At 31.8% G+C, this 24,687-nt stretch carries 12 protein-coding genes; 11 read left to right on the top strand and 1 reads right to left on the bottom strand.

Features of this window, described 5'->3' with window-relative positions; translation table 11 throughout:
- Positions 1 to 112: 112 nt before the first annotated feature.
- Positions 113 to 481 carry a helix-turn-helix domain-containing protein gene (locus MG292_RS00610; RefSeq protein ID WP_264532524.1) on the bottom strand — a complete coding sequence of 123 codons (369 nt, stop codon included), beginning with the start codon at positions 479 to 481 and terminating at the stop codon, positions 113 to 115.
- A gap of 84 nt (positions 482 to 565) precedes the next feature.
- Between MG292_RS00610 and MG292_RS00605 the strand changes: the two genes are divergently transcribed.
- From MG292_RS00605 to MG292_RS00555, 11 genes are all read left to right on the top strand, one after another.
- On the top strand, positions 566 to 757 hold the full coding sequence (locus MG292_RS00605; RefSeq protein ID WP_264532525.1) for a hypothetical protein: 192 nt from the start codon (positions 566 to 568) through the stop codon (positions 755 to 757).
- Positions 758 to 1,184: 427 nt separating this feature from the next.
- Positions 1,185 to 2,108 carry a helix-turn-helix domain-containing protein gene (locus MG292_RS00600; protein WP_264532526.1) on the top strand — a complete coding sequence of 308 codons (924 nt, stop codon included), beginning with the start codon at positions 1,185 to 1,187 and terminating at the stop codon, positions 2,106 to 2,108.
- Between the two features lie 206 nt (positions 2,109 to 2,314).
- Entirely contained in the window at positions 2,315 to 2,815 is a 501-nt protein-coding gene (locus MG292_RS00595; RefSeq protein WP_264532527.1) for a T9SS type A sorting domain-containing protein, read from the top strand.
- A gap of 3 nt (positions 2,816 to 2,818) precedes the next feature.
- The gene (locus MG292_RS00590) at positions 2,819 to 3,481 is read left to right on the top strand and encodes a hypothetical protein (RefSeq protein WP_264532528.1); all 663 of its coding nucleotides are present in this window, start codon (positions 2,819 to 2,821) and stop codon (positions 3,479 to 3,481) included.
- A gap of 17 nt (positions 3,482 to 3,498) precedes the next feature.
- Entirely contained in the window at positions 3,499 to 10,215 is a 6,717-nt protein-coding gene (locus MG292_RS00585; protein ID WP_264532529.1) for a hypothetical protein, read from the top strand.
- 26 nt (positions 10,216 to 10,241) lie between these two features.
- Positions 10,242 to 11,474 (top strand): phosphatidylinositol-specific phospholipase C domain-containing protein, encoded by a 1,233-nt coding sequence (locus tag MG292_RS00580; protein ID WP_264532530.1) that lies wholly within the window; start codon positions 10,242 to 10,244, stop codon positions 11,472 to 11,474.
- Between the two features lie 6 nt (positions 11,475 to 11,480).
- A complete protein-coding gene (locus tag MG292_RS00575; protein WP_264532531.1) occupies positions 11,481 to 12,101 on the top strand; it encodes a hypothetical protein in 621 nt (206 codons plus the stop codon).
- A 1,692-nt stretch (positions 12,102 to 13,793) separates the two neighbouring features.
- A complete protein-coding gene (locus MG292_RS00570; RefSeq protein WP_264532532.1) occupies positions 13,794 to 14,285 on the top strand; it encodes a T9SS type A sorting domain-containing protein in 492 nt (163 codons plus the stop codon).
- Between the two features lie 3 nt (positions 14,286 to 14,288).
- Positions 14,289 to 14,924: a hypothetical protein gene (locus tag MG292_RS00565; protein ID WP_264532533.1), complete on the top strand. Its 636-nt coding sequence runs from the start codon at positions 14,289 to 14,291 to the stop codon at positions 14,922 to 14,924.
- A gap of 20 nt (positions 14,925 to 14,944) precedes the next feature.
- Positions 14,945 to 20,530: a hypothetical protein gene (locus MG292_RS00560; RefSeq protein WP_264532534.1), complete on the top strand. Its 5,586-nt coding sequence runs from the start codon at positions 14,945 to 14,947 to the stop codon at positions 20,528 to 20,530.
- 155 nt (positions 20,531 to 20,685) lie between these two features.
- A complete protein-coding gene (locus MG292_RS00555) occupies positions 20,686 to 24,333 on the top strand; it encodes a beta strand repeat-containing protein (RefSeq protein ID WP_264532535.1) in 3,648 nt (1,215 codons plus the stop codon).
- The last annotated feature ends 354 nt before the right edge of the window (positions 24,334 to 24,687 follow it).

The raw sequence follows: 24,687 nt of genomic DNA, 5'->3' as shown, positions 1-24,687 counted from the left end.
TTCTCTTAGGAAAAGTCCAGTTTAGTTTGAAGACATACAAAATTGTTTAAAGTAGTCTATTTGGTTTAATTTACCTAAGTATTAATCAGATTCAATATTCTTTCTAGATAGTTTATTCACTAGCTTTAGTAGTTAATTTTGAGATTTGAGCCTGTAGTTCTGAAATTTTTTCTTCTTGGATTTTGATTAATTTATTCTGAGTTTGAATTAATTCTTCGCTACGATTTTCAATTAAGCTTCCATTTATGTCATTATGTATACCTGTCAATTGTTTGTATTCTAAATTTTGATGAATTAAATCGGTTTCAGATATTTTAAAATATTCTGAAATTTTAATTAAGTCCAAAAACTTTGGAAAAGAGATACCTAGCTCATAATTATTCCATTGAGATGGTGAGAAATCAAGCTCAACACCAATTTCTTTTAGTGTTAATTTTTTTTTCGATCTTAAATAAATTAAATTTTTTTGGAAGTAAATCATAACTAGATTATTTTTATCAAATTATTTGTATAAATTCAAATAATTTGAATTATATTTGTTTCGTTTTAAGAAACAATTAGAGCAATGGACAAAAATAATATAAAAAAAAATAATTCATACAATGTTATAGCTGTAAACGCTGTTTCAGTTAAATTGAAAATTTCAAAACAATATGTTAGACAATGTGTTAGGGGAGATAGGAAAGGTATTTCAGCTGATAATATTAAAAAAGAGTATAATAATTTGGTAAAAAAAATCGACCAGTTATTATTATAATTTTTTCCGAAATCATAAGATTTAATTACAAAATAGATTCTTTCAAATTCTAATTATTTGTTTATAGTGAAATAGTATTCTAATTCAGTATTTTTTTACAGTTAAACAGTGATTGTTTTGTTTTTATGCAAGAATCCTTTAAATGTATTTTTGTTTTTAAAGTATAAACAAAATTATCCATTTCATTTTATAAAGTAAAAAACCCCTCATGTACATTCATATCTTATTTCTAATTCTCGGTTCTATTTGTTTAATCACAACTTTTGTCATGTCTATTTGGTTTAGTTCAAATAGAGTATTAAATGTATATCTACTTTTTACATTTAGTTTTGCAAGTTTATACTTAATCTTTCATGGCTTAAGCAATTTAGACTTATTTCAGAACATTTATTATCCGAATTTTAATTATTATCAAATAATTTTGATTTTGATGCCAACATTGTATTTGTATTTTGAAAAATTATTTAAAAATTTAAAAATAGGAGAGAAAAACGATTTTCAACACTTCATTTTACCAGTAGTTTTGCTTAATTTTTTATTTTCTATTGAAAATATTTTGTTGTTTTCGTTAATGTTATCTTATTCTACTTACTACATATATAAAACTTTCTTGTTATTAAAAAACAATTATTGGGGGATTAAAAAAAATCACCCATTTACTTATGATTTCTCAATGATTAGTTCTTGGACTAAATTTTTATTTGTAATTGAAATTTTGTATTTGATTATAATTTATTCCTTAAAAATTGAGAGTATAATTAAAGGAAAAGAAAGATGTAATTTTTACTACGAAATTGCTTTGCTAATCTTATATTCAACTATATATTTTAAAATTATTTTTTCTCCATTTATTTTTTATGGAAATCCATCTCTCTTCAAAAGAATTGAATCATCATCTGTTTCAAAATTATGTATAACAAGTGTTTGGGAAGTTAAAATTGACATTGACGCTATGAATCCAAAAGAAAGGATGCTTAATGAAAGGATAATGAATAATATTAGTGATTATATAGAACAAATTGAGAAAATTGTTTTAATCGACTTTGCTTTACGCAACCCGGATTATTCATTATATAATTTATCTCTTGAAATTGGAATACCTAAGTACTATTTAGATTTTATTTTTAAATTTTATTGCAAAGTTTCATTTAATGATTACAAGAAAATGGTTAGAATATATGATGCTGTTGAATTAATTAATTCGGGCTACTTGAAGTCAAATAAATTAGTCACCTTATCTAAGCACGTTGGCTTTTCATCGTATAATCCGTTTTTAGTGAATTTTAAAGATTTAACTGGTGTTTCTCCTTTTGAGTTCTATCGAAATAGAAAAATCATTAAAAAGTGTTAAAACCTGCATTGTTATTTTTCTTTTTCCCTAACTATTACTTCTACTTATTATGAGCATTATACTTGTTTGCAGATAGGTTAGAATATGTTTTTATTTTCACTAATTTCTTAAAATCAGTAACTGTTTTTTAATATTTTTTTTACTAATACAAGTTGTCACAATACTTTGTATTCCTTTGCACATTAATGTATTAATTGTATTGATTTATGAAAAAACTCTTACTTCTTTTATTTTTTTCAAATTCTTATTCTCAAGGATTGCATCATCAGGCAATTTCTTCGATGGGAACTAGCTTTACTACCCCTGGGGGTATTTATGTAAGTCAGACAATTGGTCAAATTGGGGCATTGTCAAGTTTTGCAAATCCAAAATTTTATGTTCAGCAAGGGTTTCAGCAATCGTTGGCTGGTAACAACAGTTTGAGTGTTTCTAAAAAAGATATTGAATCTGAAAGTGTTGTTACTAAAATGTTCCCAAACCCAGTTGATACTGATATTAATTTTGAATTTTCTAAAGATATTAATGGTGATTTGAGTGTATCAATTTTTAATATTTCTGGTAGAGTAATTTACAGTGGTATTATAACACCGATAGATAGATTAGCTCAATTAAAACTTTCGGGAATTTTTTCTCCAGGATATTACCTAATTCAACTTTCTTCTATGAATTCTAAATATAAATACACTAATAAATTTTTAAAATTATAAATTATGAGGTATATCTATTTTTCATTTTTTTTATTCTCTCTTTTTTCTTTTTCTCAAAATTCTATTTTCTTGAAATCAGGAAGAAATTTAACAAAATACTCCTATACCAATGAATTAAATATCAAAGCAAATAATATAAGTTCAGATTTTGGAAATTCATATTCATTTGGTTATTCCAAGCAGTTGAAACCTAAACTTACTAAATTTCCTTTGTTTTACAATTGCGAAATTGCTTTAGATGAGTTTAATTCTTCGGTTTATAACAAAAACCTTTTAGTTAATTGGAGAACTCTTTATGCAGGGGTTAATAATTCAATGCTCATTACCGTACTAAAACCCAAAAATTTTAAATTGGATTTTAAACTTGGTGCTAATATTTCTACAATAATTTATGGCAAACAAGTACTAGATAATCAGATTTATGATATCAAAAATACAGATTCTTTCAAAGGTGTTTTTTTGACAGGAGTTATAGGTATTCAAGCAAAGTATTCAGTATCTGAAACGGGAGGGTTAAGTATAGGTTACGATCGATTAAATGGGTTTAATCCTTCACTCAACGCTTCAGAAAAATTTTCGATTACTTCCAATCGTGTTTGGTTTGGAGTGTATTATAACCTTAAAAAGGACAGTCAGAAAACCAATGACAGTCAGAAAATCAATTAATCAATATTCTAATTACTATGAAAAAAATTTTATTTTTTATTTTTTTTACTTCGGTATTGTATTCTCAATCCAAGGGAATAGCATATCAGGCGGTTATTGTTAGACCAAATGTTCAAACATTACCAGGAGTAGATATCCCCTCTTCTCCTTTAATTAATTCTGATATTTGTTTGAAATTTAGTTTTACTGATTCATCAAATAGTCTTGAGTATCAAGAAGTTATTAAGACTATTACAAATCAGTATGGAGTTGTAAATGTTACGATAGGTAAAGGGACACAGATTGGTGGATATGCTAGTTCATTTACTGCAATCGCCTGGAATACAACAGATAAAAATTTGAAGGTTGAATTAGACATTACCTCGTCTTGTACTTCATTTGAATTGATTAGTGAACAATCCTTTTCATCTGCTCCTTTTGCATTTAATGCAATTACTGCAAATAATGTTACAGGAGTAGTAGCAATTGAGAATGGTGGTACAGGAGCCACAACAACAATGGAAGCACGAACAAATTTAGGCTTGAATAATGTTGACAACACAAGCGATTTAAACAAGCCCATTTCAAAAGAAACACAAACTGCCTTGGATGCAAAGGCTAATTTAGCTTCACCAACATTTACAGGTACTGTATCAGGTATAACAAAATCTATGGTAAGCTTAGATCAAGTAGATAATACTTCCGATGTAAATAAGCCAGTTTCAACGGCTACGCAAATAGCATTAGATGTTAAGGAGAATTCAGCAAATAAAAGTGTTGATGTTGCAATAGACGCTACTTCTGATGTTAAATACCCAACTGTAAAAGCAGTTAAGAGTTACGTTGATGCTATATCCAGTTCAGGAATTGTAGATGCAAGTTCAACTGTTAAGGGTAAAATACAATTAGCTGGCGATTTAACAGGAACAGCAGATGCGCCAATAATTGCTGATGGGGCTGTAACCAATGCCAAGATAGCATCAGGAATAGACAAGTCAAAAGTTGGCTTAGATCAAGTTGATAACACTTCAGATGCAAACAAGCCTATCTCTAAAGCTACACAAACTTTATTAGCCGCAAAGGAGAGTATTAGTAATAAAAGTGTTAATGTAATAGTAGATGGTAATTCGGATTTGAAATACCCAACAGTAAAAGCGATTAAGAGTTATGTTGATTCACAATCAAGTTCAGGAGTTGTGGATGCTAGTTCCAATGTTAAGGGTAAAATTCAATTAGCAGGTGATCTAACAGGAACAGCAGCTGCTCCTTTGATAGCTGATGGTGCTGTAACCAATGTCAAGATAGCTAGTGGAATAGACAAGTCTAAGGTAGGTTTAGGCAATGTTGATAATACCTCTGATGCAAGCAAACCTGTTTCAATAGCTACTCAAACTGCCTTGGATGCAAAGGCTAATTTGGACTCTCCAAGTTTCACTGGTACCGTGTCAGGGATAACAAAATCTATGGTAGGTTTGAGTAATGTGGATAATACATCTGATGCAAGCAAACCCGTTTCAACAGCTACTCAAACTCAATTAGCATTAAAAGAGAGTTTGGCAAACAAAAGTATTGATGTATCATCTGATGCTGCTTCAGATGAGAAATATCCAAGTGTTAAGGCAATTAAAAGTTATGTGGATACACAAATTAGTTCAGGAGTTGTAGATGCAAGTTCAACCGTTAAGGGAAAAATTCAATTGGCAGGTGATTTAACGGGTACCGCAGATGCACCAACAATTACTGATGGAGCTGTAACCAATGCCAAGATAGCATCAGGAATAGACAAGTCAAAAGTTGGATTAAGCGATGTGGATAATACAAGCGATTTAAGCAAACCCGTTTCCACAGCTACTCAAACTGCCTTGAATGCAAAGGCTAATTTGGACTCTCCAAATTTCACAGGTACCGTGTCAGGGATAACAAAATCTATGATAGGCTTGAATAATGTGGATAATACCTCTGATGCAAGCAAACCTATTTCAACGCTAACTCAAACTGCTTTGGATGCAAAGGCTAATTTGGACTCTCCAAGTTTTACAGGTACCGTGTCAGGGATTACAAAATCTATGATTGGTTTGAGTAATGTGGATAATACATCTGATGCAAGCAAACCTGTTTCAACGGCTACTCAAAATGCATTGAATTTAAAATTAGATTCAAACAAGTTAGGGGCTAATGGAGGTGTGGCTAGTTTGGATTCAACAGGAAAAATTCCATCCTCACAAATTCCTTCAGTATCATTTTCTTCTGTTAACGTGGTTAATAGCCAATCAGAAATGTTAGCGTTATCAAATTTGGTTGTAGGTAGTATTGCCGTACGAACCGATAATTCAAAGAATTATGTATTATCAGCTTCACCTACTTCAGTTTTGAGTAACTGGATAGAGTTGTTAAATCCAGATGCTCCTGTTCAAACCGTTAATGGTAAAACAGCTAATGTATTGATAACTGCTGGTGATATTAATTTAGGTAATGTTGATAATACAAGTGATTTAAGCAAACCTGTTTCCACAGCTACTCAAACTGCCTTGGATGCAAAGGCTAATTTGGACTCTCCAAGTTTCACTGGTACCGTGTCAGGGATAACAAAATCTATGGTAGGTTTGAGTAATGTGGATAATACATCTGATGCAAGCAAACCCGTTTCAACAGCTACTCAAACTCAATTAGCATTAAAAGAGAGTTTGGCAAACAAAAGTATTGATGTATCATCTGATGCTGCTTCAGATGAGAAATATCCAAGTGTTAAGGCAATTAAAAGTTATGTGGATACACAAATTAGTTCAGGAGTTGTAGATGCAAGTTCAACCGTTAAGGGAAAAATCCAATTAGCTGGTGATTTAACGGGTACCGCAGATGCACCAACAATTGCTGATGGAGCTGTAACCAATGCCAAGATAGCATCAGGAATAGACAAGTCAAAAGTTGGTTTAAGCGATGTGGATAATACAAGCGATTTAAGCAAACCCGTTTCCACAGCTACTCAAACTGCCTTGAATGCAAAGGCTAATTTGGACTCTCCAAATTTCACAGGTACCGTGTCAGGGATAACAAAATCTATGATAGGCTTGAATAATGTGGATAATACCTCTGATGCAAGCAAACCTATTTCAACGCTAACTCAAACTGCTTTGGATGCAAAGGCTAATTTGGACTCTCCAAGTTTTACAGGTACCGTGTCAGGGATTACAAAATCTATGATTGGTTTGAGTAATGTGGATAATACATCTGATGCAAGCAAACCTGTTTCAACGGCTACTCAAAATGCATTGAATTTAAAATTAGATTCAAACAAGTTAGGGGCTAATGGAGGTGTGGCTAGTTTGGATTCAACAGGAAAAATTCCATCCTCACAAATTCCTTCAGTATCATTTTCTTCTGTTAACGTGGTTAATAGCCAATCAGAAATGTTAGCGTTATCAAATTTGGTTGTAGGTAGTATTGCCGTACGAACCGATAATTCAAAGAATTATGTATTATCAGCTTCACCTACTTCAGTTTTGAGTAACTGGATAGAGTTGTTAAATCCAGATGCTCCTGTTCAAACCGTTAATGGTAAAACAGCTAATGTATTGATAACTGCTGGTGATATTAATTTAGGTAATGTTGATAATACAAGTGATTTAAGCAAACCTGTTTCCACAGCTACTCAAACTGCCTTGGATGCAAAGGCTAATTTGGACTCTCCAAGTTTCACTGGTACCGTGTCAGGGATAACAAAATCTATGGTAGGTTTGAGTAATGTGGATAATACATCTGATGCAAGCAAACCCGTTTCAACAGCTACTCAAACTCAATTAGCATTAAAAGAGAGTTTGGCAAACAAAAGTATTGATGTATCATCTGATGCTGCTTCAGATGAGAAATATCCAAGTGTTAAGGCAATTAAAAGTTATGTGGATACACAAATTAGTTCAGGAGTTGTAGATGCAAGTTCAACCGTTAAGGGAAAAATCCAATTAGCTGGTGATTTAACGGGTACCGCAGATGCACCAACAATTGCTGATGGAGCTGTAACCAATGCCAAGATAGCATCAGGAATAGACAAGTCAAAAGTTGGTTTAAGCGATGTGGATAATACAAGCGATTTAAGCAAACCCGTTTCCACAGCTACTCAAACTGCCTTGAATGCAAAGGCTAATTTAGCTTCACCAACATTTACAGGAACTGTAACTGCAACTAATTTTAGTGGTAATGGATCATCTTTAACTAATGTAAATGCTGCTACTGCTACATTTAATATTGATCAAACTTCGACTTCACCTAATTATATTCCATTTTTTAGTACAGTATCTGGAAATTTACCTTTTAAAATAGGCGCGAGTAGATTAGCATTTATACCTTCTACAGGAACCTTGTCTGCAACAAAATTTAGTGGCGACGGTTCTTTATTAACTAGTTTAAATGCTTCAAATATTGCATCAGGAACAGTAGCCATTGCTAACGGAGGAACAGGAGCAACAACAGCATTGGCAGCTTTAACAAATTTAGGAGCTGCACCACTTGCTTCTCCAAGTTTCACTGGTACCGTGTCAGGGATAACAAAATCTATGGTAGGTTTGAGTAATGTGGATAATACATCTGATGCAAGCAAACCCGTTTCAACAGCTACTCAAACTCAATTAGCATTAAAAGAGAGTTTGGCAAACAAAAGTATTGATGTATCATCTGATGCTGCTTCAGATGAGAAATATCCAAGTGTTAAGGCAATTAAAAGTTATGTGGATACACAAATTAGTTCAGGAGTTGTAGATGCAAGTTCAACCGTTAAGGGAAAAATCCAATTAGCTGGTGATTTAACGGGTACCGCAGATGCACCAACAATTGCTGATGGAGCTGTAACCAATGCCAAGATAGCATCAGGAATAGACAAGTCAAAAGTTGGATTAAGCGATGTGGATAATACATCTGATGCCAACAAACCTATTTCCACAGCCACACAAACAGCATTAGATACAAAGGCTAATTTAGCTTCTCCAACTTTTGCAGGAACAGTAACAGCAACTAACTTTAGCGGAGATGGGTCATCTTTGAGTAATTTGAATGCATCTAAAATTAATGTAACTCAAAATACAGCTTTTGGAACGAATTATATTCCTTTTTTATCTAGTTCTAATGGTAATAATCAGATATTGAATGGAAATTCTTCACTTAAATTTGAACCTTTTTCGGGAACATTAACTGCTACAAAATTTAGTGGAGATGGTACCTTATTGAAAATTGATGCATCCCAAATTGTAGCTGGAATAATGCCAATTAACAGTGGAGGAACAGGAGCAATGTCAGCATCGTCAGCTTTAGTAAATTTAGGGGCCGCTCCACTTGCTTCGCCAACCTTTACAGGTACAGTAACAGCAAATTACTTTAGTGGAGATGGTTCTAGTTTGAGTAATGTATCTGCAACAAATGCCACTAATGTAAAAGTTGAGGATAATAGTATTACGTCAAATACGACATATCCAATTTTTGCAACTGCTACTTTTGGTAACGTGAAACCACATGTGGCAATTACCAATTTAACATTTATACCCTCGACAGGTAATCTTACTGCTGTATCTTTTACTGGTATAGGATCTTCATTAACCAATTTGAATGCTTCAAATATTGGAACAGGGACATTAGCAATAGCAAGAGGAGGAACAGGGGCTACAACAGCATCGGTAGCTTTGACAAATTTAGGAGCAGCACCACTTGCCTCTCCAACTTTTACAGGGACTATAAGTGGAAACGGTTCAGGTATAACTGCTATTAATGCTGGTAATATTTCTACAGGAACGCTTCCAATTGCGAGAGGAGGAACAGGAGCAACAACAGCATCGGCAGCTTTGACAAATTTAGGAGCAGCTCCACTTGCTTCACCAAACTTTACAGGAACTGTATCGGGGATAACTAATTCTATGGTAGGGCTTGGGAATGTTCCAAATGTAGATGCTACCAATGCTACTAATATAACTTCAGGAACTTTAGCAAACACAAGATTACCATCAACGTTTTTAAGAGGAGGTATCAATGCCAACTATACAAATGTTCTATGGAATTTGAGGAGTGGAGGAACTAGTGGCGTTATCGATAATAGTGCTGCTAATTATTTCTTATACACAGAGAGTAATTCTCAAGTTTTAAAATTTGCTGTTGATACAAACGGGCAAGTTATAACACCACAAATAAAGCTTGGGGGTAATGATTTGCAAACAACTTTAAACGGAAAAGAAAGTACTATTAGTGCAGGAACTAACACTCAATATTGGCGTGGTGATAAGAGTTGGCAAACACTTGATAAGTCATCGGTTGGACTTGATAGTGTAGATAATACCTCTGATGCAAGCAAACCCATTTCAACAGCCACACAAACAGCACTTAATGATAAAGGCGCCGTTCCTAGATCATTTTCTTCCACTGAAATACCTAATATTACCGGAGCATTACCTGGGACTTTGCCAGATATTGAAACTAAATATAATTTTCTTAGAGTTAGAGTTAGATTTGGAGGATTTGGTACTGCTTGGATGTTTATTGATTTAAGAAATTCCAATTCTTTATACACATTAGAATGTCCTACTACAGGTACAATGGATTCAACTACTCAATTTAGAAGATATAATATTCAAGTTGCATACAATGCAACGACTAGGGTATTGTCAATTACAAAAGTAGGCATGCAAACCATTACTGCTGGTAGTGCAGGTACTATAACATATACAAATTATTTGAATGACGCAGAGTATTATTTAACGGATTTTTGGGCTGTGCCTTAATTTTTTTAATTTAAATTAATTTAAAAATGAATATAAAGACATATAATTATTCTTTCAATAAACCTTTTTATTTTGGACTATTTTTTGCTTTGTTTTTAGGGCAGTACTCGTGTTCAAATGACAACTTGACTGAAGATGGGAAAGTTCCTTCCGGGCAAAATACAACTAGTGTTGTAGGTTTAACTTTTAAAAGCAGAATACCTATTAAGAATATAGGCAGTAATAACTGGATGGAATCTTTAACGGATGACATAGATATTAGAGATGTTTCAATACCAGCCACTCATGATTCTGGCACACATGATTTAATGCCTTTAGCAAAATGTCAAGATTTGTCAATAAGCGCTCAATTAAATGCAGGGATTCGTTTTTTAGACATTCGCGTTACACCTCAAGGGACCGGTTCTGTTTATAACTTTAATTTGAAATTGAGCCATACATTTATTAGTGCTACAAGTTTTAATGATGTTTTACTTAATGTAAAACAATTTTTAAAAGTCAATCCTACAGAAACAGTATTAATAAAGATTTCTAGAGACACTGGTGCAGAATGTGATTTACCAGATTATAGAAAAGAGAATGTGTCTTTTTTAAATGAGTACAATACCTACAAGAATAATGTTAAACTTGAAAATTTTTTAACGCAATTTTTAATTGCACAAGAAATTAACAAGGAATATGCTACTATGTTTACTAAGAATATCAATGTAAATAATAAAATTCGAATTAGTGATTTAAGAGGCAAAGCATTATTATTTTATGATTACTCTAAGTTTCCGAAGTCTTTCTCTAAAATTAATTCTGTATCTGTAGGGTTTTATGGAGATAATTTGAAAAAGGTTCAATTACTACCTACAACTAATCCTCTTTTACTAATTCAGGATTATTATAAAAACACATGGTACTCATCCAAATACGAAGACGAAAAAGTTAAAAAGGGATTGATTAATGAATTTATGGTTAAACGAAATGAGCTCGCAATTCAAATGGCAAAAAATACTTTTAGAGGGATAAATACAAAAACTCCTTTTTCGTTTAATTTTATTTCAATGTCTGGGGTTGTTACTACTCCTAATGATTATTCTAAAAGTATGAATATGTTTTTTTTAAATGAAATAATCAAAAATTATGATGCTTCAAAAACGATTTATTTAAATGGTTCCAAACAGTTAAAATATAATGTAGGATTTGGAATAACTTTTTTTGATTTTCCTTCAAATGATTTAATAAGAGCTGTATATAATAATAATTTTAAATAATCCTTTATGTATAAAGTTAGAGTTTTTGTAATTGTGTTCTTACTTTACAATGCAGTTTTTTCACAAGAATTTTATTTTAAAACTGGTAAAAATTTTACAACATTTGATTATTTGAACAGTAAGGGTTTACCTAATCCCACTTTAAGGAGTGGGGCTGGCAACTTTTTTGAGTTTGGCTATTTACATTACTTTAATCATTGTCGTTGTAATTATTACCGTTTTTTTTATTCAGCTTCTGTTGTATTAAATGATTTTAATGCTACTGGAGGGAATGTAGTTAATAAATACACATGGGATACCCAGTTTTTGGGAACACAGGGCATCTTGTATTATTCTCTTTTTCCAGATAATGATTTGAATATAATACCTAAAGTAGGCATTGGATTTTCAACATTACTTTCTGGGAATCAGGCTATTGATGGGGTTGGGTTTAATCTGGCTAATGAAAATGAATTTAAAGGTATTTTTATTGCTCCATCATTTGGGATTGATTTTAAGTATTCCTATTTTAAAAACACTTCGGTAAGTATTGGGTATTCATTTAACAAAGTAATTAAATTTGATAATTCATCAAATGAAAAATTATCATTTTTAAATCATCAAATTCAGTTTGGGTTGTATTTTTAAAGCAGTTTGTTCAAAATTTATTTACACGAGATTTTTTTAGAGTTTTTTCAATTTAAGGTGTATTTGAATTCATTTTAAATATCAATTTAAAGCTGTTTTTTTGAATTTTTTTCTCGTTCATTTATTAATATTCGCTTACCTTTTAGAACTTTATTCAATTATGTTGATTATTAATTTTCTAAGAGTTTGAACTAATGTAAAATTCTAAAATAGAATATTAAGTTAATAATTTGAGGATAATTTTTCTTGAATTTTTTTTCATTTTTGCGATTCTTAATTTCAAATTTCTTTTAATTTTTCCGTTCCTTAATCTTGATTCTTCACTAGAATATTTAACCCTTTAATTAGTAGGTTAATCCTTTCTTATGTTTTTCATTATTGTATATTTTGCAATTTCTATTTGTTCTTAATCAAAGTGTTATCTGGTCTTTTAAAGGTATATATTATTATATGACCTCTTTTTTCCCTGTATATGTTATGATATAGATTCGTACTATTATATGTTACAATTGATAACATTAATTCAATTTAAGTTTAATGCAATACTACTTGTAGTTTTTAGATATTTATTTTGGATATGTTAGAATTCAAATTATTATTTAAACTGTTATTTTTACATAATCTAATTGAATGCAACTTTGTAAAGTTTTGTCTCAAAAATCAATATTAAGATCAGACTTAGATTATAGGTACCTAATAACCTTTTTTTAATTTTATTCAATGCCTCCAAAAAGTTAAAGAAGTGATGGTATAAATTAAACTTCTTGATTTTTAATTTTTTAATTCTTTGATTCTGATATGGATGTTTGTGAGTCATCTTTCAATTTACACCCAAGTCATGTTTCCATAAATTTGGATAATTCAAAGCGATTTCCTAATTAAGTTTTATTCAATTATAGTATGCAGAATCATTGTCTATTTGTCACTCTTTAGGTTGGAAGCCAAACTATATTTTGGTTATTACTTTAAGCATTATACAAATTGTAAATTATTTTTCTTGACAGTTTCAACCTCAAGCAATTGTCTGTTTACCCTATTTCTGAATGAGAATCAATGATTGATTTTTTGATATTTTATTTTCATTTATTTCATGTATTTGTATATTATTAAATTGTTATTAGGCTATATATGAATTGAAAATCGATTTACTTAATTTTTATTTTTCAATTAAACCCTTATTTTATTTCTTAAGTACTACAACTTCATAACAGTTATTTCTTTTGAAAAATTAATTAAAAGTCCTAGTCAACAACTTCTATATTTAGTTTGGCTTTTATATAAATGGGATTAATTTATGGTAACTTTCCAAAATTAATTCTTCAAGATATATTTTCAGAAATTTATGTTTCAATATAGATTTGTATTTTATATTCTATACTAAAATTTCTCTTATGTGACTGTTTATCAATTCAATGTATTTTTCCATATTTTCAGTTTCTTTATAGTTTTCTTAATTATTTTGTCTAATAATAGCTAAAAGCATTTCAAAGTAGTTGACTAAATCAGTGTGTTATTTACATGTGATTTAAATTAAAGTCATCTTTAAATATATATTCTATCCTTTTGAGTTCATAAGTAATTAGTATTCATCACTATTTTACACAAAACATCCACTGTTTTCTGCTATTTTTTTTTCGTTAAAAACTAATTTCTCCATTTTTATTTTGATTTGCATAACTAAATTTTAAGGTCATGTGCAGAATTATCATGTTTTTATTTTACATCGCTTCTCATTCTCAGGTATTGCATCATCAGGTAATCTCTTCACTTGGAAGCAGTATGCAAACATCCAATGGGACATATGTAAGTCAGACGATTGGTCAGTTTGGTGTTTTCGCCAGTCATACAAGTTCAAATTATTATGTTCAACAAGGATTTCAACAATCATTGAATTGGAATAATTCTAAAGTTTTGACTCTGCCAAATTCATTAGATAATTCGATTACAATAATGTATCCGAATCCAGTTGAAACAATTTTAAATTTTGAGTTTACTAAATATTTTAATGAAGTTATTACATTAGAAATATTTGATATATCTGGTAGAGTTATATATAAAGGGGATAAAAAAATTATTGGGAAATTGATGTCATTAGACCTTTCTCAAATTCTTGTTTCTGGGAAGTATATCATTAAACTTTCCTCTTCGAATTTTAATTACACTAATAAACTTTTAAAACTTTAATTTATGAAATATTCTCTTTATTTTTTTTTATTGATGTGTATTGGAGCACATTCTCAGAAATCAATTTTTATTAAAACAGGTAAAAATTTAACAAATTATTCGTATACCAATGAGTTTGGTAGTACGGCCTCAAATTTAAGTTCTGAGTTTGGAAATACATATTCTATGGGGTATTCTAAACTACTAAAATACAAATTAAACAAATTTCCAATAGTCTATGATTCTGAGTTTTCATTTGATGAGTTTAATGCATCTGTTTATAACAAAAATTTGTTAGTGCATTGGAAAACATTATATGTAGGGTTCGATAATTCACTTTTATTACAAGTACTAAATTCAAAGAAAATCAAATTGGATTTGAAATTAGGAACTACTATTTCTAAGATGATTCATGGAAAGCAAGAATTGGGTAGTGAAATTTTTGATTTGAAAAAGACAAATTCATTTAAGGGAATTTTTATTGGTGGAGTTGCAGGACTTCAGGTCAAATATTTTGCATCTGATTATGGAGGATTTAGTTTGGGTTATGATTACATATATAGTTTTAATCCAACACTAAATGGTTCAGAAAAATTTTCTATATCAACAAATCGTATTTGTTTAGGTGTAATTTTTAATATAAAAAACAGTATTCAATAATTAAACAATATAAATAAATTATGAAAAAATATATACTTTTCTTACTATTTTCATCGCTAATCTATTCACAAACTAATGGTATTGCTTATCAGGCAGTTATTGTTAGACCAAATGTCCAAACACTTCCAGGTGTACAGGTATCATCTTCACCCTTAATAAATTCTGAAATTTGTTTGCGATTTAGTTTTTCAGATTCTTCTAATGCTCTTGAATATCAAGAGATAATTAAGACTAGTACGAATCAATATGGTGTAGTCAATGTTACTATTGGTAAAGGAAACCAAATTGGGGGCTTTGCTTCCTCTTTTTCTTCAATTAGATGGAATACAACAGATAAAAATTTAAAGGTTGAATTGGATATTACTTCTGCTTGTAGTTCCTTTGAATTGATTAGTGAGCAATCTTTTTCTTCTGCACCTTTTGCATTTAATGCTATAACTGCAAATAATGTTTCTGGAGTTGTTGGTATTTCAAATGGAGGAACTGGAGCGTCTACAAAGTTAGAGGCCTTAACTAATTTGTCTTTAGATCAAGTTAACAATACATCTGATGCCAACAAACCTGTTTCAACAGCTACTCAAACTGCCTTGGATGCAAAGGCTAATTTAGCTTCACCAACCTTTACAGGGACAGTATCTGGTATAGATAAATCAATGGTAGGCTTGAATAATGTTGACAACACAAGCGATTTAAACAAGCCCATTTCAAAAGAAACACAAACTGCCTTGGATGCAAAGGCTAATTTAGCTTCACCAACCTTTACAGGGACAGTATCTGGTATAGATAAATCAATGGTAGGCTTGAATAATGTTGACAACACAAGCGATTTAAACAAGCCCATTTCAAAAGAAACACAAACTCAATTAGCTTTAAAAGAGGGTTTGGCGAATAAGAGTATCGATATTACCACAGACGCTACCTCTGATGATAAATACCCAACTGTAAAAGCAGTTAAGAGTTACGTTGATGCTATATCAAGTGCAGGAGTTGTTGATGCTAGTTCTACTGTTAAGGGTAAAATACAACTAGCAGGTGATCTAACAGGTGCCGCAGATGCGCCAACAATAGCTGATGGTGTTGTAACCAATTCTAAGATAGCATCAGGTATAGACAAGGCAAAAGTAGGATTAGATCAAGTAGATAACACTTCAGACATTGATAAGCCAATTTCTGCCAAAACTCAACAAGTTTTGGATATGAAATTAGGAACTGATTTGTTGGGTTCTAGTTATGGTATTGCAATGTTAGATGTAGACGGTAGAATTCCATCAACACAACTTCCTCCTATTTCTTTTACATCAGTTTTAGTATTAAATAATGAAACAGAAATGCTAACTTTGGTTAATCCTTCTATTGGAACTGTAGTGATTCGAACAGATGTTTCCAAAAATTATATTTTGTCATATCCCAATAGTACTTTGCGTGACAGTTGGGTTGAATTATTGAGTCCTGATGCGCCTGTGCAAGCAGTAAATGGAAAAACAGGGATTGTACAACTTACTCCTAAAGATATTTTTTTAGATAAAATTGATAATACTTCGGATATTGATAAGCCAGTTTCAATTTTAACACAAGTGTCTTTAAATTTGAAAGAGGACTTAACCAATAAGAGTTCTGACATTTCAACAGATGGCACTTCAAATGTGAAGTACCCAACTGTGAAAGCAATAAAAGATTATGTGGATCAACAAGTTAGTTCTGGAGTTGTAGATGCAAGTTCAAATATAAAAGGTAAAATTCTACTTGCAGGCGATTTGACAGGTACCTCAGATGCCCCTCTGATAGCAGATGGTGCTGTAACAAATGCTAAGATAGCTTCAGGTATAGATAAGTTAAAGGTAGGTTTAGGCAATGTTGACAATACTAGCGATTTAAGTAAGCCTATTTCGACAGCTACACAAACGGCACTGAGTTCAAAGGCGAATTTAGCTTCACCAACCTTTACAGGTACTGTATCAGGAATAACAAAATCTATGATTGGCTTGGGTAATGTTGATAATACTTCTGATACAAACAAGCCTGTTTCTAAGGCTACACAAACTGCATTAGCTGGAAAGGCAAATACAGACTCCCCAACCTTTACTGGTACAGTATCTGGTATAGATAGAGCAATGGTAGGCTTGAATAATGTTGACAACACTAGCGATTTAAACAAGCCAGTTTCAACTGCAACTCAAACTGCATTAGAGGCTAAAGAAAGTTTGGCTAATAAAAGTATCAATGTTGCACTAGATGAAGCTTCAGACGAAAAATATCCAAGTGTAAAGGCGATTAAAAGTTATGTGGATACACAAATTAGTTCAGGAGTGGTTGAAGCTAGTCCTACGGTAAAAGGAAAAATTCAATTAGCAGGCGATTTGTCTGGAACTGCAGATGCACCAACTATAGGCAATGGTGTGATAACAAATGAAAAGATAGCTCCAGGAATAGACAAGTCTAAAGTTGGGTTGGCGAATGTAGATAATACATCTGATGAAAGTAAACCTTTATCTATTGCTACTCAAACGGCATTGGAGTTAAAGGAAAATATAGCTAATAAGAGTATTGACATTTCTACAGATCCAACATCTAATGATAAATATCCTAGCGTGAAAGCAGTTAGAGACTATGTTGATACTAAAGTTATTGAAAATGTAGTAGATGCTACAACTGTTAACAAGGGAATAATTAAATTAAAAGGCGATTTAACAGGTACTGCAGATGCTCCTATGATAGCCAATGGTGCTGTAAGCAATTCCAAAATAGCTACTGGAATAGATAAGTCAAAAGTAGGATTAGATAAAGTAGACAATACATCTGATGAATACAAGCCTATATCTATAGCTACTCAAAATGCATTGAATTTAAAATTAGATTCTAATAAGTTAGGGGCCAATGGCGGTGTAGCTAGTTTGGATGCAACAGGAAAGATTCCATCCTCACAAATTCCTTCAGTTTCATTCTCATCTGTTAACGTAGTTAATAGCGAGTTAGAAATGTTAGCTTTACCAAATTTGGTTGTAGGTAGTATTGCGGTTAGAACAGATTTATCAAAAAATTTTATTTTGTCTAATCCAGACTCTACTATTTTGAGTAATTGGGTTCAATTTTTAAGCCCTGACGCACCTGTTCAAACTGTTAACGCTAAGACAGGTAATATATTGTTAACTGCTACTGATATTAATTTAGGTAATGTAGATAATACATCTGATGAAAGCAAACCTTTATCTATAGCTACTCAAACGGCATTGGAGTTAAAGGAGAGTATAGCAAATAAGAGTATTGATATTTCTACAGACCCTACATCTAATGATAAATATCCTAGCGTGAAAGCAGTTAGAGACTATGTTGATACTAAAGTTATTGAAAATGTAGTAGATGCTACAACTGTTAACAAGGGAATAATTCAATTGAAAGGCGATTTAACAGGTACTGCAGATGCACCTGCGATAGCTAATAATGCTATAACCAATGAAAAGATAGCTACAGGAATAGATAAGGCAAAAGTAGGCTTAGGCAATGTTGACAACACAAGCGATACAAGCAAACCCATTTCAACATCGACTCAAGCGGCATTGAACAAAAAGGCAGATTTAAATAATCCTGAATTTACAGGGACACTAAAAGCAGAATATTTAAAAGGTAATGGAAGTAATTTAACAGATGTTGTTGCAACTTCTGCAAAAAGTGCAACTATTACTCAAGAAATAACTTCTGACAAAACATATTTTCCTGTTTTTGTATCAGGAGTTAAAGGAAATTTACAACAAAATGTTTCTGATGAAAAAAATCTTTCTTTTGTACCTAAAACAGGAGCTTTAACTGCTAAAATCTTCATAGGTGACGGGTCTAAATTGACAAATATATCGGCTGTTGATGCATCTAAAATAGCAATTACTGATGATACAACTATTGATAAAAATGTATATCCTACCTTCGTAACTGATGTAAAAGGAAATTTATCACAAAAAATAGCAAGTACAAAACTAAGTTTTGTACCTAAAACAGGAACCTTGACAGCTACAAATTTCATAGGTGACGGGGCAAAATTGACTAATGTATCAGCTCTTGATGCAACTAAAATAGCAATTACTAATGATACAATTTATGATAAACCTGTATATCCTACCTTTGTAACTGAAACATCAGGAAATTTATCGCAAAAAGTAGCGAGTAAAAGACTAAGTTTAGTACCTAATACAGGAACCTTGACAGCTACAAATTTCGAAGGTGACGGGTCTAGATTGACAAATGTTGGGAATCTTAGCTCATCAATAATTTCTTTAGAGGATATGGATAAGTATCAATATACAATTCCTATGTTAACGAGACATTATGATGATGGTAATCTCACTCCATTTAAGACTAATTTGGCAGTCGCAAGTTCTGAAGCAGGACCTCCAATTAGTGTTAGGACGGCCAAAATAGGCAATGAAAATTATTTAAGTTTAGTTGCTCCAAGTTTCACTGGCTATGGTGGGTTTTTGAGTGGAATTTCTAGCGAAAATATTAAAATTTCTGCGAAACCCATAGATATTAAGAATTATGAAGTTGGTGATATAAGATATAAAAGATTAACTATCCCTGTTTATTCAAAAGCCAATGGTATAACATATTCGGCTGGTGATACAGACCTTTACACTACCTATCCATTTATTGATTTAAAAAAACAGGAATTTGAAGAAATTTCTTATAATCCACAAACTAATTCTCTTGAAGCCAAAAGTTTCAATGCTTTAGGAGGTAATATAGCAGCAATTAACGGTGACATTCTAATTAGTGGTCTTGGTAAATTTATTGGAAACGGTTCTGGTTTGACTTCGGTTAATGCTGAATCTGTCAAAGTTAAATCTGGTCTTTTAGCTCCAGGAGCCACTGATTTTACTACAGGAAAAATTTATCCAACATTTATAGCGACTAATGATGCTACTAAAGATTCACAAAGTTCAATAGGTATTAGAGCTAGTGTTTTTTATGATTCATCTAATAGGGCTTTTAACGCAGTTAAATTTGTAGGAGATGGATCAGGTTTAACAAATATTAATTCACAAACCTCCGAATTTGTAAAAGTTTCTACAACTAAAGATGCTACTTACACTCCTTTACTGCTTCAAACTGGTACAGGAATTATAGATGTTACTGCTGTAAAACCAGTTTATGACAAATCTTCTTCAATCAAAATTAATCCAGTATCAGGCGAGTTATCTGCAAAATCTTTTGTTGGAGACGCCAAAAAACTGACAGGTATTTCTAATAATATAAAATTTACTGGTACTACTTCAGTAAGACTATTTGGCAATGCTACTAGAACTTTGCCTATAATTAATGATTTTTATGAGCAAATAAGATTTAAGTTTTATTCTTCTCTAGATAAAGTATCTTCTGGATTTATATATATTAACATTAGAGAGTCATCTGAAAATATTAATATTCAAGTTCCAGTTTCTTTAGATGATTCTGATAGTTTAACATTTTATTTAATTTCTTTGAGTTATGATAAAGATTTAAGAACAATTAAAGTTAATAAAATGGGCAAGAAACTTATTTCTGGTTTAGGTATTATTAGATATATTGATTTAAAGAACGACACTAATGTCTATTTAACAGGTTTTGAATCGGTCCCTTAATGATATTTGTTATAACTGAGTTGTGTTACTAAAATCATAGTGAGAAATATTTTTATTTCTTCCTATGATTTAATAAAGTTTAAATTCTTAGGAGATTTAGTTCCAAAGTATACTCTAAGGTATTTTTAAATTAACTTTTACTAATCTTTTTTCTTATGAATATGAAAGTATATTTTTTTCTACTTTTTTTGTTTTGTTCATCTGTATATTCGCAAAGAGGGATAGCGTATCAAGCTGTTATTATGAATCCTGACAACGAAGAATTGCCAGGGCGAAATAATGTTAATGCTTTTCTGCTTGATAAGGAAATCTGTTTGCGATTTACTATTTATTCTAATGGAAATATTGATTATGAAGAAATAATCAAAACAAAAACGGATAGATACGGCATTGTAAATGTTATAATTGGAAGTGGAATTTCTACTCTTTCAGGTCAAAAAATTGAATTAATTGATTGGACTGTTTTAAATAAAATCTTGAAGGTTGAATTAGACATTTCAAACGAGTGTTTAAATTTTATTGAGATTAGTAGTGGTCCTTTTTCTATTGTACCATATTCATTTTCTTCTTTGAATAGCGTTGTTTCTAATCCATTAATTACTTCAGGAACTGGAACAAAAATCACTTATGATCAGAAAGGGCTAGTGCTAAAAGGAGAAGTAGCAACAACAGAAGACATTAATGAAACACCAAATAAATTTTTTCTTTTATCGAGTGAAAAGCAAAAAATTAGTAATTTGAGTGGTGTGAATACAGGGGATGAAACTGATAGTACTATAAGACAAAAAATTGGTATTGAAAATGTAATTTTTCCTTCAAGAGGAGCATTGGTTGCAAAAGATGATATCAGTTTTTTTTCAACTTTACCTATTTCTACTTCTGTTCAATCAGCATTAAATTTAAAAGAAGACACCGCCAATAAATCAAACGATTCTAATTTAGGTGTAAGTGACAAATTATTTCCTACACAAAATGCTGTTAAAACCTATGTGGATGGGAATGTAACAACGCTTAACAACGCAATTACAGCTGAGGCTGCTACAGCTCGAGCTGCTGAATTAGCAAATGTTACCGCAATAGGACTAAAAGAAGACACCGCCAATAAATCAAACGACTCTAATTTAGGTGCAAGTGACAAATTATTTCCTACACAAAATGCTGTTAAAACCTATGTGGATGGGAATGTAACAACGCTTAACAACGCAATTACAGCTGAGGCTGCTACAGCTCGAGCTGCTGAATTAGCAAATGTTACCGCAATAGGACTAAAAGAAGACACCGCCAATAAATCAAACGACTCTAATTTAGGTGCAAGTGACAAATTATTTCCTACACAAAATGCTGTTAAAACCTATGTGGATGGGAATGTAACAACGCTTAACAACGCCATTATAGCTGAGGCTGCTACAGCTCGAGCTGCTGAATTAGCAAATGTTACCGCAATAGGACTAAAAGAAGACACCGCCAATAAATCAAACGATTCTAATTTAGGTGTAAGTGACAAATTATTTCCTACACAAAATGCTGTTAAAACCTATGTGGATGGGAATGTAACAACGCTTAACAACGCAATTACAGCTGAGGCTGCTACAGCTCGAGCTGCTGAATTAGCAAATGTTACCGCAATAGGACTAAAAGAAGACACCGCCAATAAATCAAACGACTCTAATTTAGGTGCAAGTGACAAATTATTTCCTACACAAAATGCTGTTAAAACCTATGTGGATGGGAATGTAACAACGCTTAACAACGCCATTATAGCTGAGGCTGCTACAGCTCGAGCTGCTGAATTAGCAAATGTTACCGCAATAGGACTAAAAGAAGACACCGCCAATAAATCAAACGACTCTAATTTAGGTGCAAGTGACAAATTATTTCCTACACAAAATGCTGTTAAAACCTATGTGGATGGGAATGTAACAACGCTTAACAACGCCATTATAGCTGAGGCTGCTACAGCTCGAGCTGCTGAATTAGCAAATGTTACCGCAATAGGACTAAAAGAAGACACCGCCAATAAATCAAACGACTCTAATTTAGGTGCAAGTGACAAATTATTTCCTACACAAAATGCTGTTAAAACCTATGTGGATGGGAATGTAACAACGCTTAACAACGCCATTATAGCTGAGGCTGCTACAGCTCGAGCTGCTGAATTAGCAAATGTTACCGCAATAGGACTAAAAGAAGACACCGCCAATAAATCAAACGACTCTAATTTAGGTGCAAGTGACAAATTATTTCCTACACAAAATGCTGTTAAAACCTATGTGGATGGGAATGTAACAACGCTTAACAACGCCATTATAGCTGAGGCTGCTACAGCTCGAGCTGCTGAATTAGCAAATGTTACCGCAATAGGACTAAAAGAAGACACCGCCAATAAATCAAACGACTCTAATTTAGGTGCAAGTGACAAATTATTTCCTACACAAAATGCAGTAAAGGTATATACTGATTCAAAAGTAGTTAATGGTATAACTGATGCTGTTACTACTTCAGCTCCCTCACAAAATGCTGTTTTTGATGCATTAGATTTAAAATTAGACAAAGCAAAATTAGGAGCTAGCGGTGGAGCTGCTAGTTTGGACTCTTCTGGCAAAGTTCCATTTTCTCAAATACCTTCTATTTCATTTTCATCAGTTAATGTAGTCAATGATGAATCAGAAATGCTTTCTTTAACATCTGCTGTCAAAGGGAGTATTGCAATTAGAACCGATAATACAAAGAATTATGTTTTAGCAAGCTCAGATCCAACAGTTTTAAGTAATTGGGTAGAATTAGTTACTCCAGATTCTCCAGTCAAATCAGTTAATGGGAAGTTAGGTACTGTTGTTTTGTCGCCTAGCGATATTACTCTTGGAAATGTTGACAATACTTCGGATAAAAATAAACCTATTTCTGATTTAACTCAAAGTGCATTAGATAATAAAGCAAATTTAAATAATCCTACATTTACAGGGAATGTAACTGCCGATTTTTTCTTTGGTGACGGATCTAATTTAATTAATATTAAGTCAGCAACAAATTCAACTAAAGCAACAAATATTGATGGTGGTTTAGACGGAGAGATTCTTTATCAAATTAAACCGAGTACTACAAGTTTTATACCATCTGGTTCTACGGGACAAATATTGAAGTCGAATGGTACTCTAGCACCTAGTTGGGTTGACTCAAATTCTTTATCAATAAATATACCAAATGCTACAGATGTTGCAACTGGGGGTGTTAAAATTTCTGGAGATTTAACAGGGAGTACCTTTGATAATTTGACTATAGCTAATGATAAAATAATAACAAGTAAGTTATTAGACTCTAATGTAACATATAGTAAAATTCAAAATGTAAGTCCGAATAGAATTTTAGGGAACACTAGTAGTTCAAGTACATCAATTCAAGAAATTGAGCTAACAGGAAGTGGTAAAGTTGTTCTTAATGATAGTCCTACTTTTATTAATCCAAGTTTAGGTAATGCTACAGCAACTTCTATTTTTACTTCTGGATTAACTTTAGGATATAAAGAAGTTTCAGCTAGTACATATCAGGTTGCTACAGACGATGCACATTATATAAAATTTTTGACAAGTGGGACAAGTGTGATTTTGCCATCTGCAGTAGGTATTCCAGGGAGAAGATTTGTATTTACTGCTGATTTGAAGATAGTTGTCTTTCAAGCTAAATCAGGAGAGACGATCGATAAATTATCAGTTTTCACTTTTGCGAATGATGTTATAAATTCTATTTTGGTAGTGTTTAGTGATGGGGCAAATTGGGTAATTGAATCCTCAAAAACTAAGAATTAAATCAAATTATATTGCTTAATATATAAACTTATTTGTCTTTAAATGGTATCCAAATTAATTATTTTATTATAAACGTAACTATTATTAACAAATTAGTCATTGAAATAAGCTTTTTTATATTTCATGATTGTGTTTATTTTTTTTCAAATTAATATTGTATTCGTGTTTTAGGAATCTGTGTATTTTTTTCATTTTTTGATATATTGAAAAACTTATCTGTGGGGGTATTAATTATTCAATTTTTTTTGAAAATAATTTCTGTTTTTCAATTATTTGACATTCTAATTTCTTGTTTTGAGTAATTAGGGATATTTAAAATCATTAGTGATTAGGGTGTTGAAGGCTGAATTCCAT

The organism is Flavobacterium keumense (assembly GCF_029866485.1).
Taxonomy (GTDB): Bacteria; Bacteroidota; Bacteroidia; order Flavobacteriales; family Flavobacteriaceae; genus Flavobacterium; species Flavobacterium keumense.
Note: the sequence above shows the minus strand (reverse complement) of the source record. Positions and strands in the feature narration are given on the sequence as shown.

Excerpts from the sequence above, each read along its gene's own strand:
- MG292_RS00610 (WP_264532524.1), bottom strand. The coding sequence starts at position 481 with ATGATTTACTTCCAAAAAAATTTAATTTATTTAAGATCGAAAAAAAAA.
- MG292_RS00605 (WP_264532525.1), top strand. The coding sequence starts at position 566 with ATGGACAAAAATAATATAAAAAAAAATAATTCATACAATGTTATAGCT.
- MG292_RS00595 (WP_264532527.1), top strand. The coding sequence starts at position 2,315 with ATGAAAAAACTCTTACTTCTTTTATTTTTTTCAAATTCTTATTCTCAA.
- MG292_RS00590 (WP_264532528.1), top strand. The coding sequence starts at position 2,819 with ATGAGGTATATCTATTTTTCATTTTTTTTATTCTCTCTTTTTTCTTTT.
- MG292_RS00585 (WP_264532529.1), top strand. The coding sequence starts at position 3,499 with ATGAAAAAAATTTTATTTTTTATTTTTTTTACTTCGGTATTGTATTCT.
- MG292_RS00580 (WP_264532530.1), top strand. The coding sequence starts at position 10,242 with ATGAATATAAAGACATATAATTATTCTTTCAATAAACCTTTTTATTTT.
- MG292_RS00575 (WP_264532531.1), top strand. The coding sequence starts at position 11,481 with ATGTATAAAGTTAGAGTTTTTGTAATTGTGTTCTTACTTTACAATGCA.
- MG292_RS00570 (WP_264532532.1), top strand. The coding sequence starts at position 13,794 with ATGTGCAGAATTATCATGTTTTTATTTTACATCGCTTCTCATTCTCAG.
- MG292_RS00565 (WP_264532533.1), top strand. The coding sequence starts at position 14,289 with ATGAAATATTCTCTTTATTTTTTTTTATTGATGTGTATTGGAGCACAT.
- MG292_RS00560 (WP_264532534.1), top strand. The coding sequence starts at position 14,945 with ATGAAAAAATATATACTTTTCTTACTATTTTCATCGCTAATCTATTCA.
- MG292_RS00555 (WP_264532535.1), top strand. The coding sequence starts at position 20,686 with ATGAATATGAAAGTATATTTTTTTCTACTTTTTTTGTTTTGTTCATCT.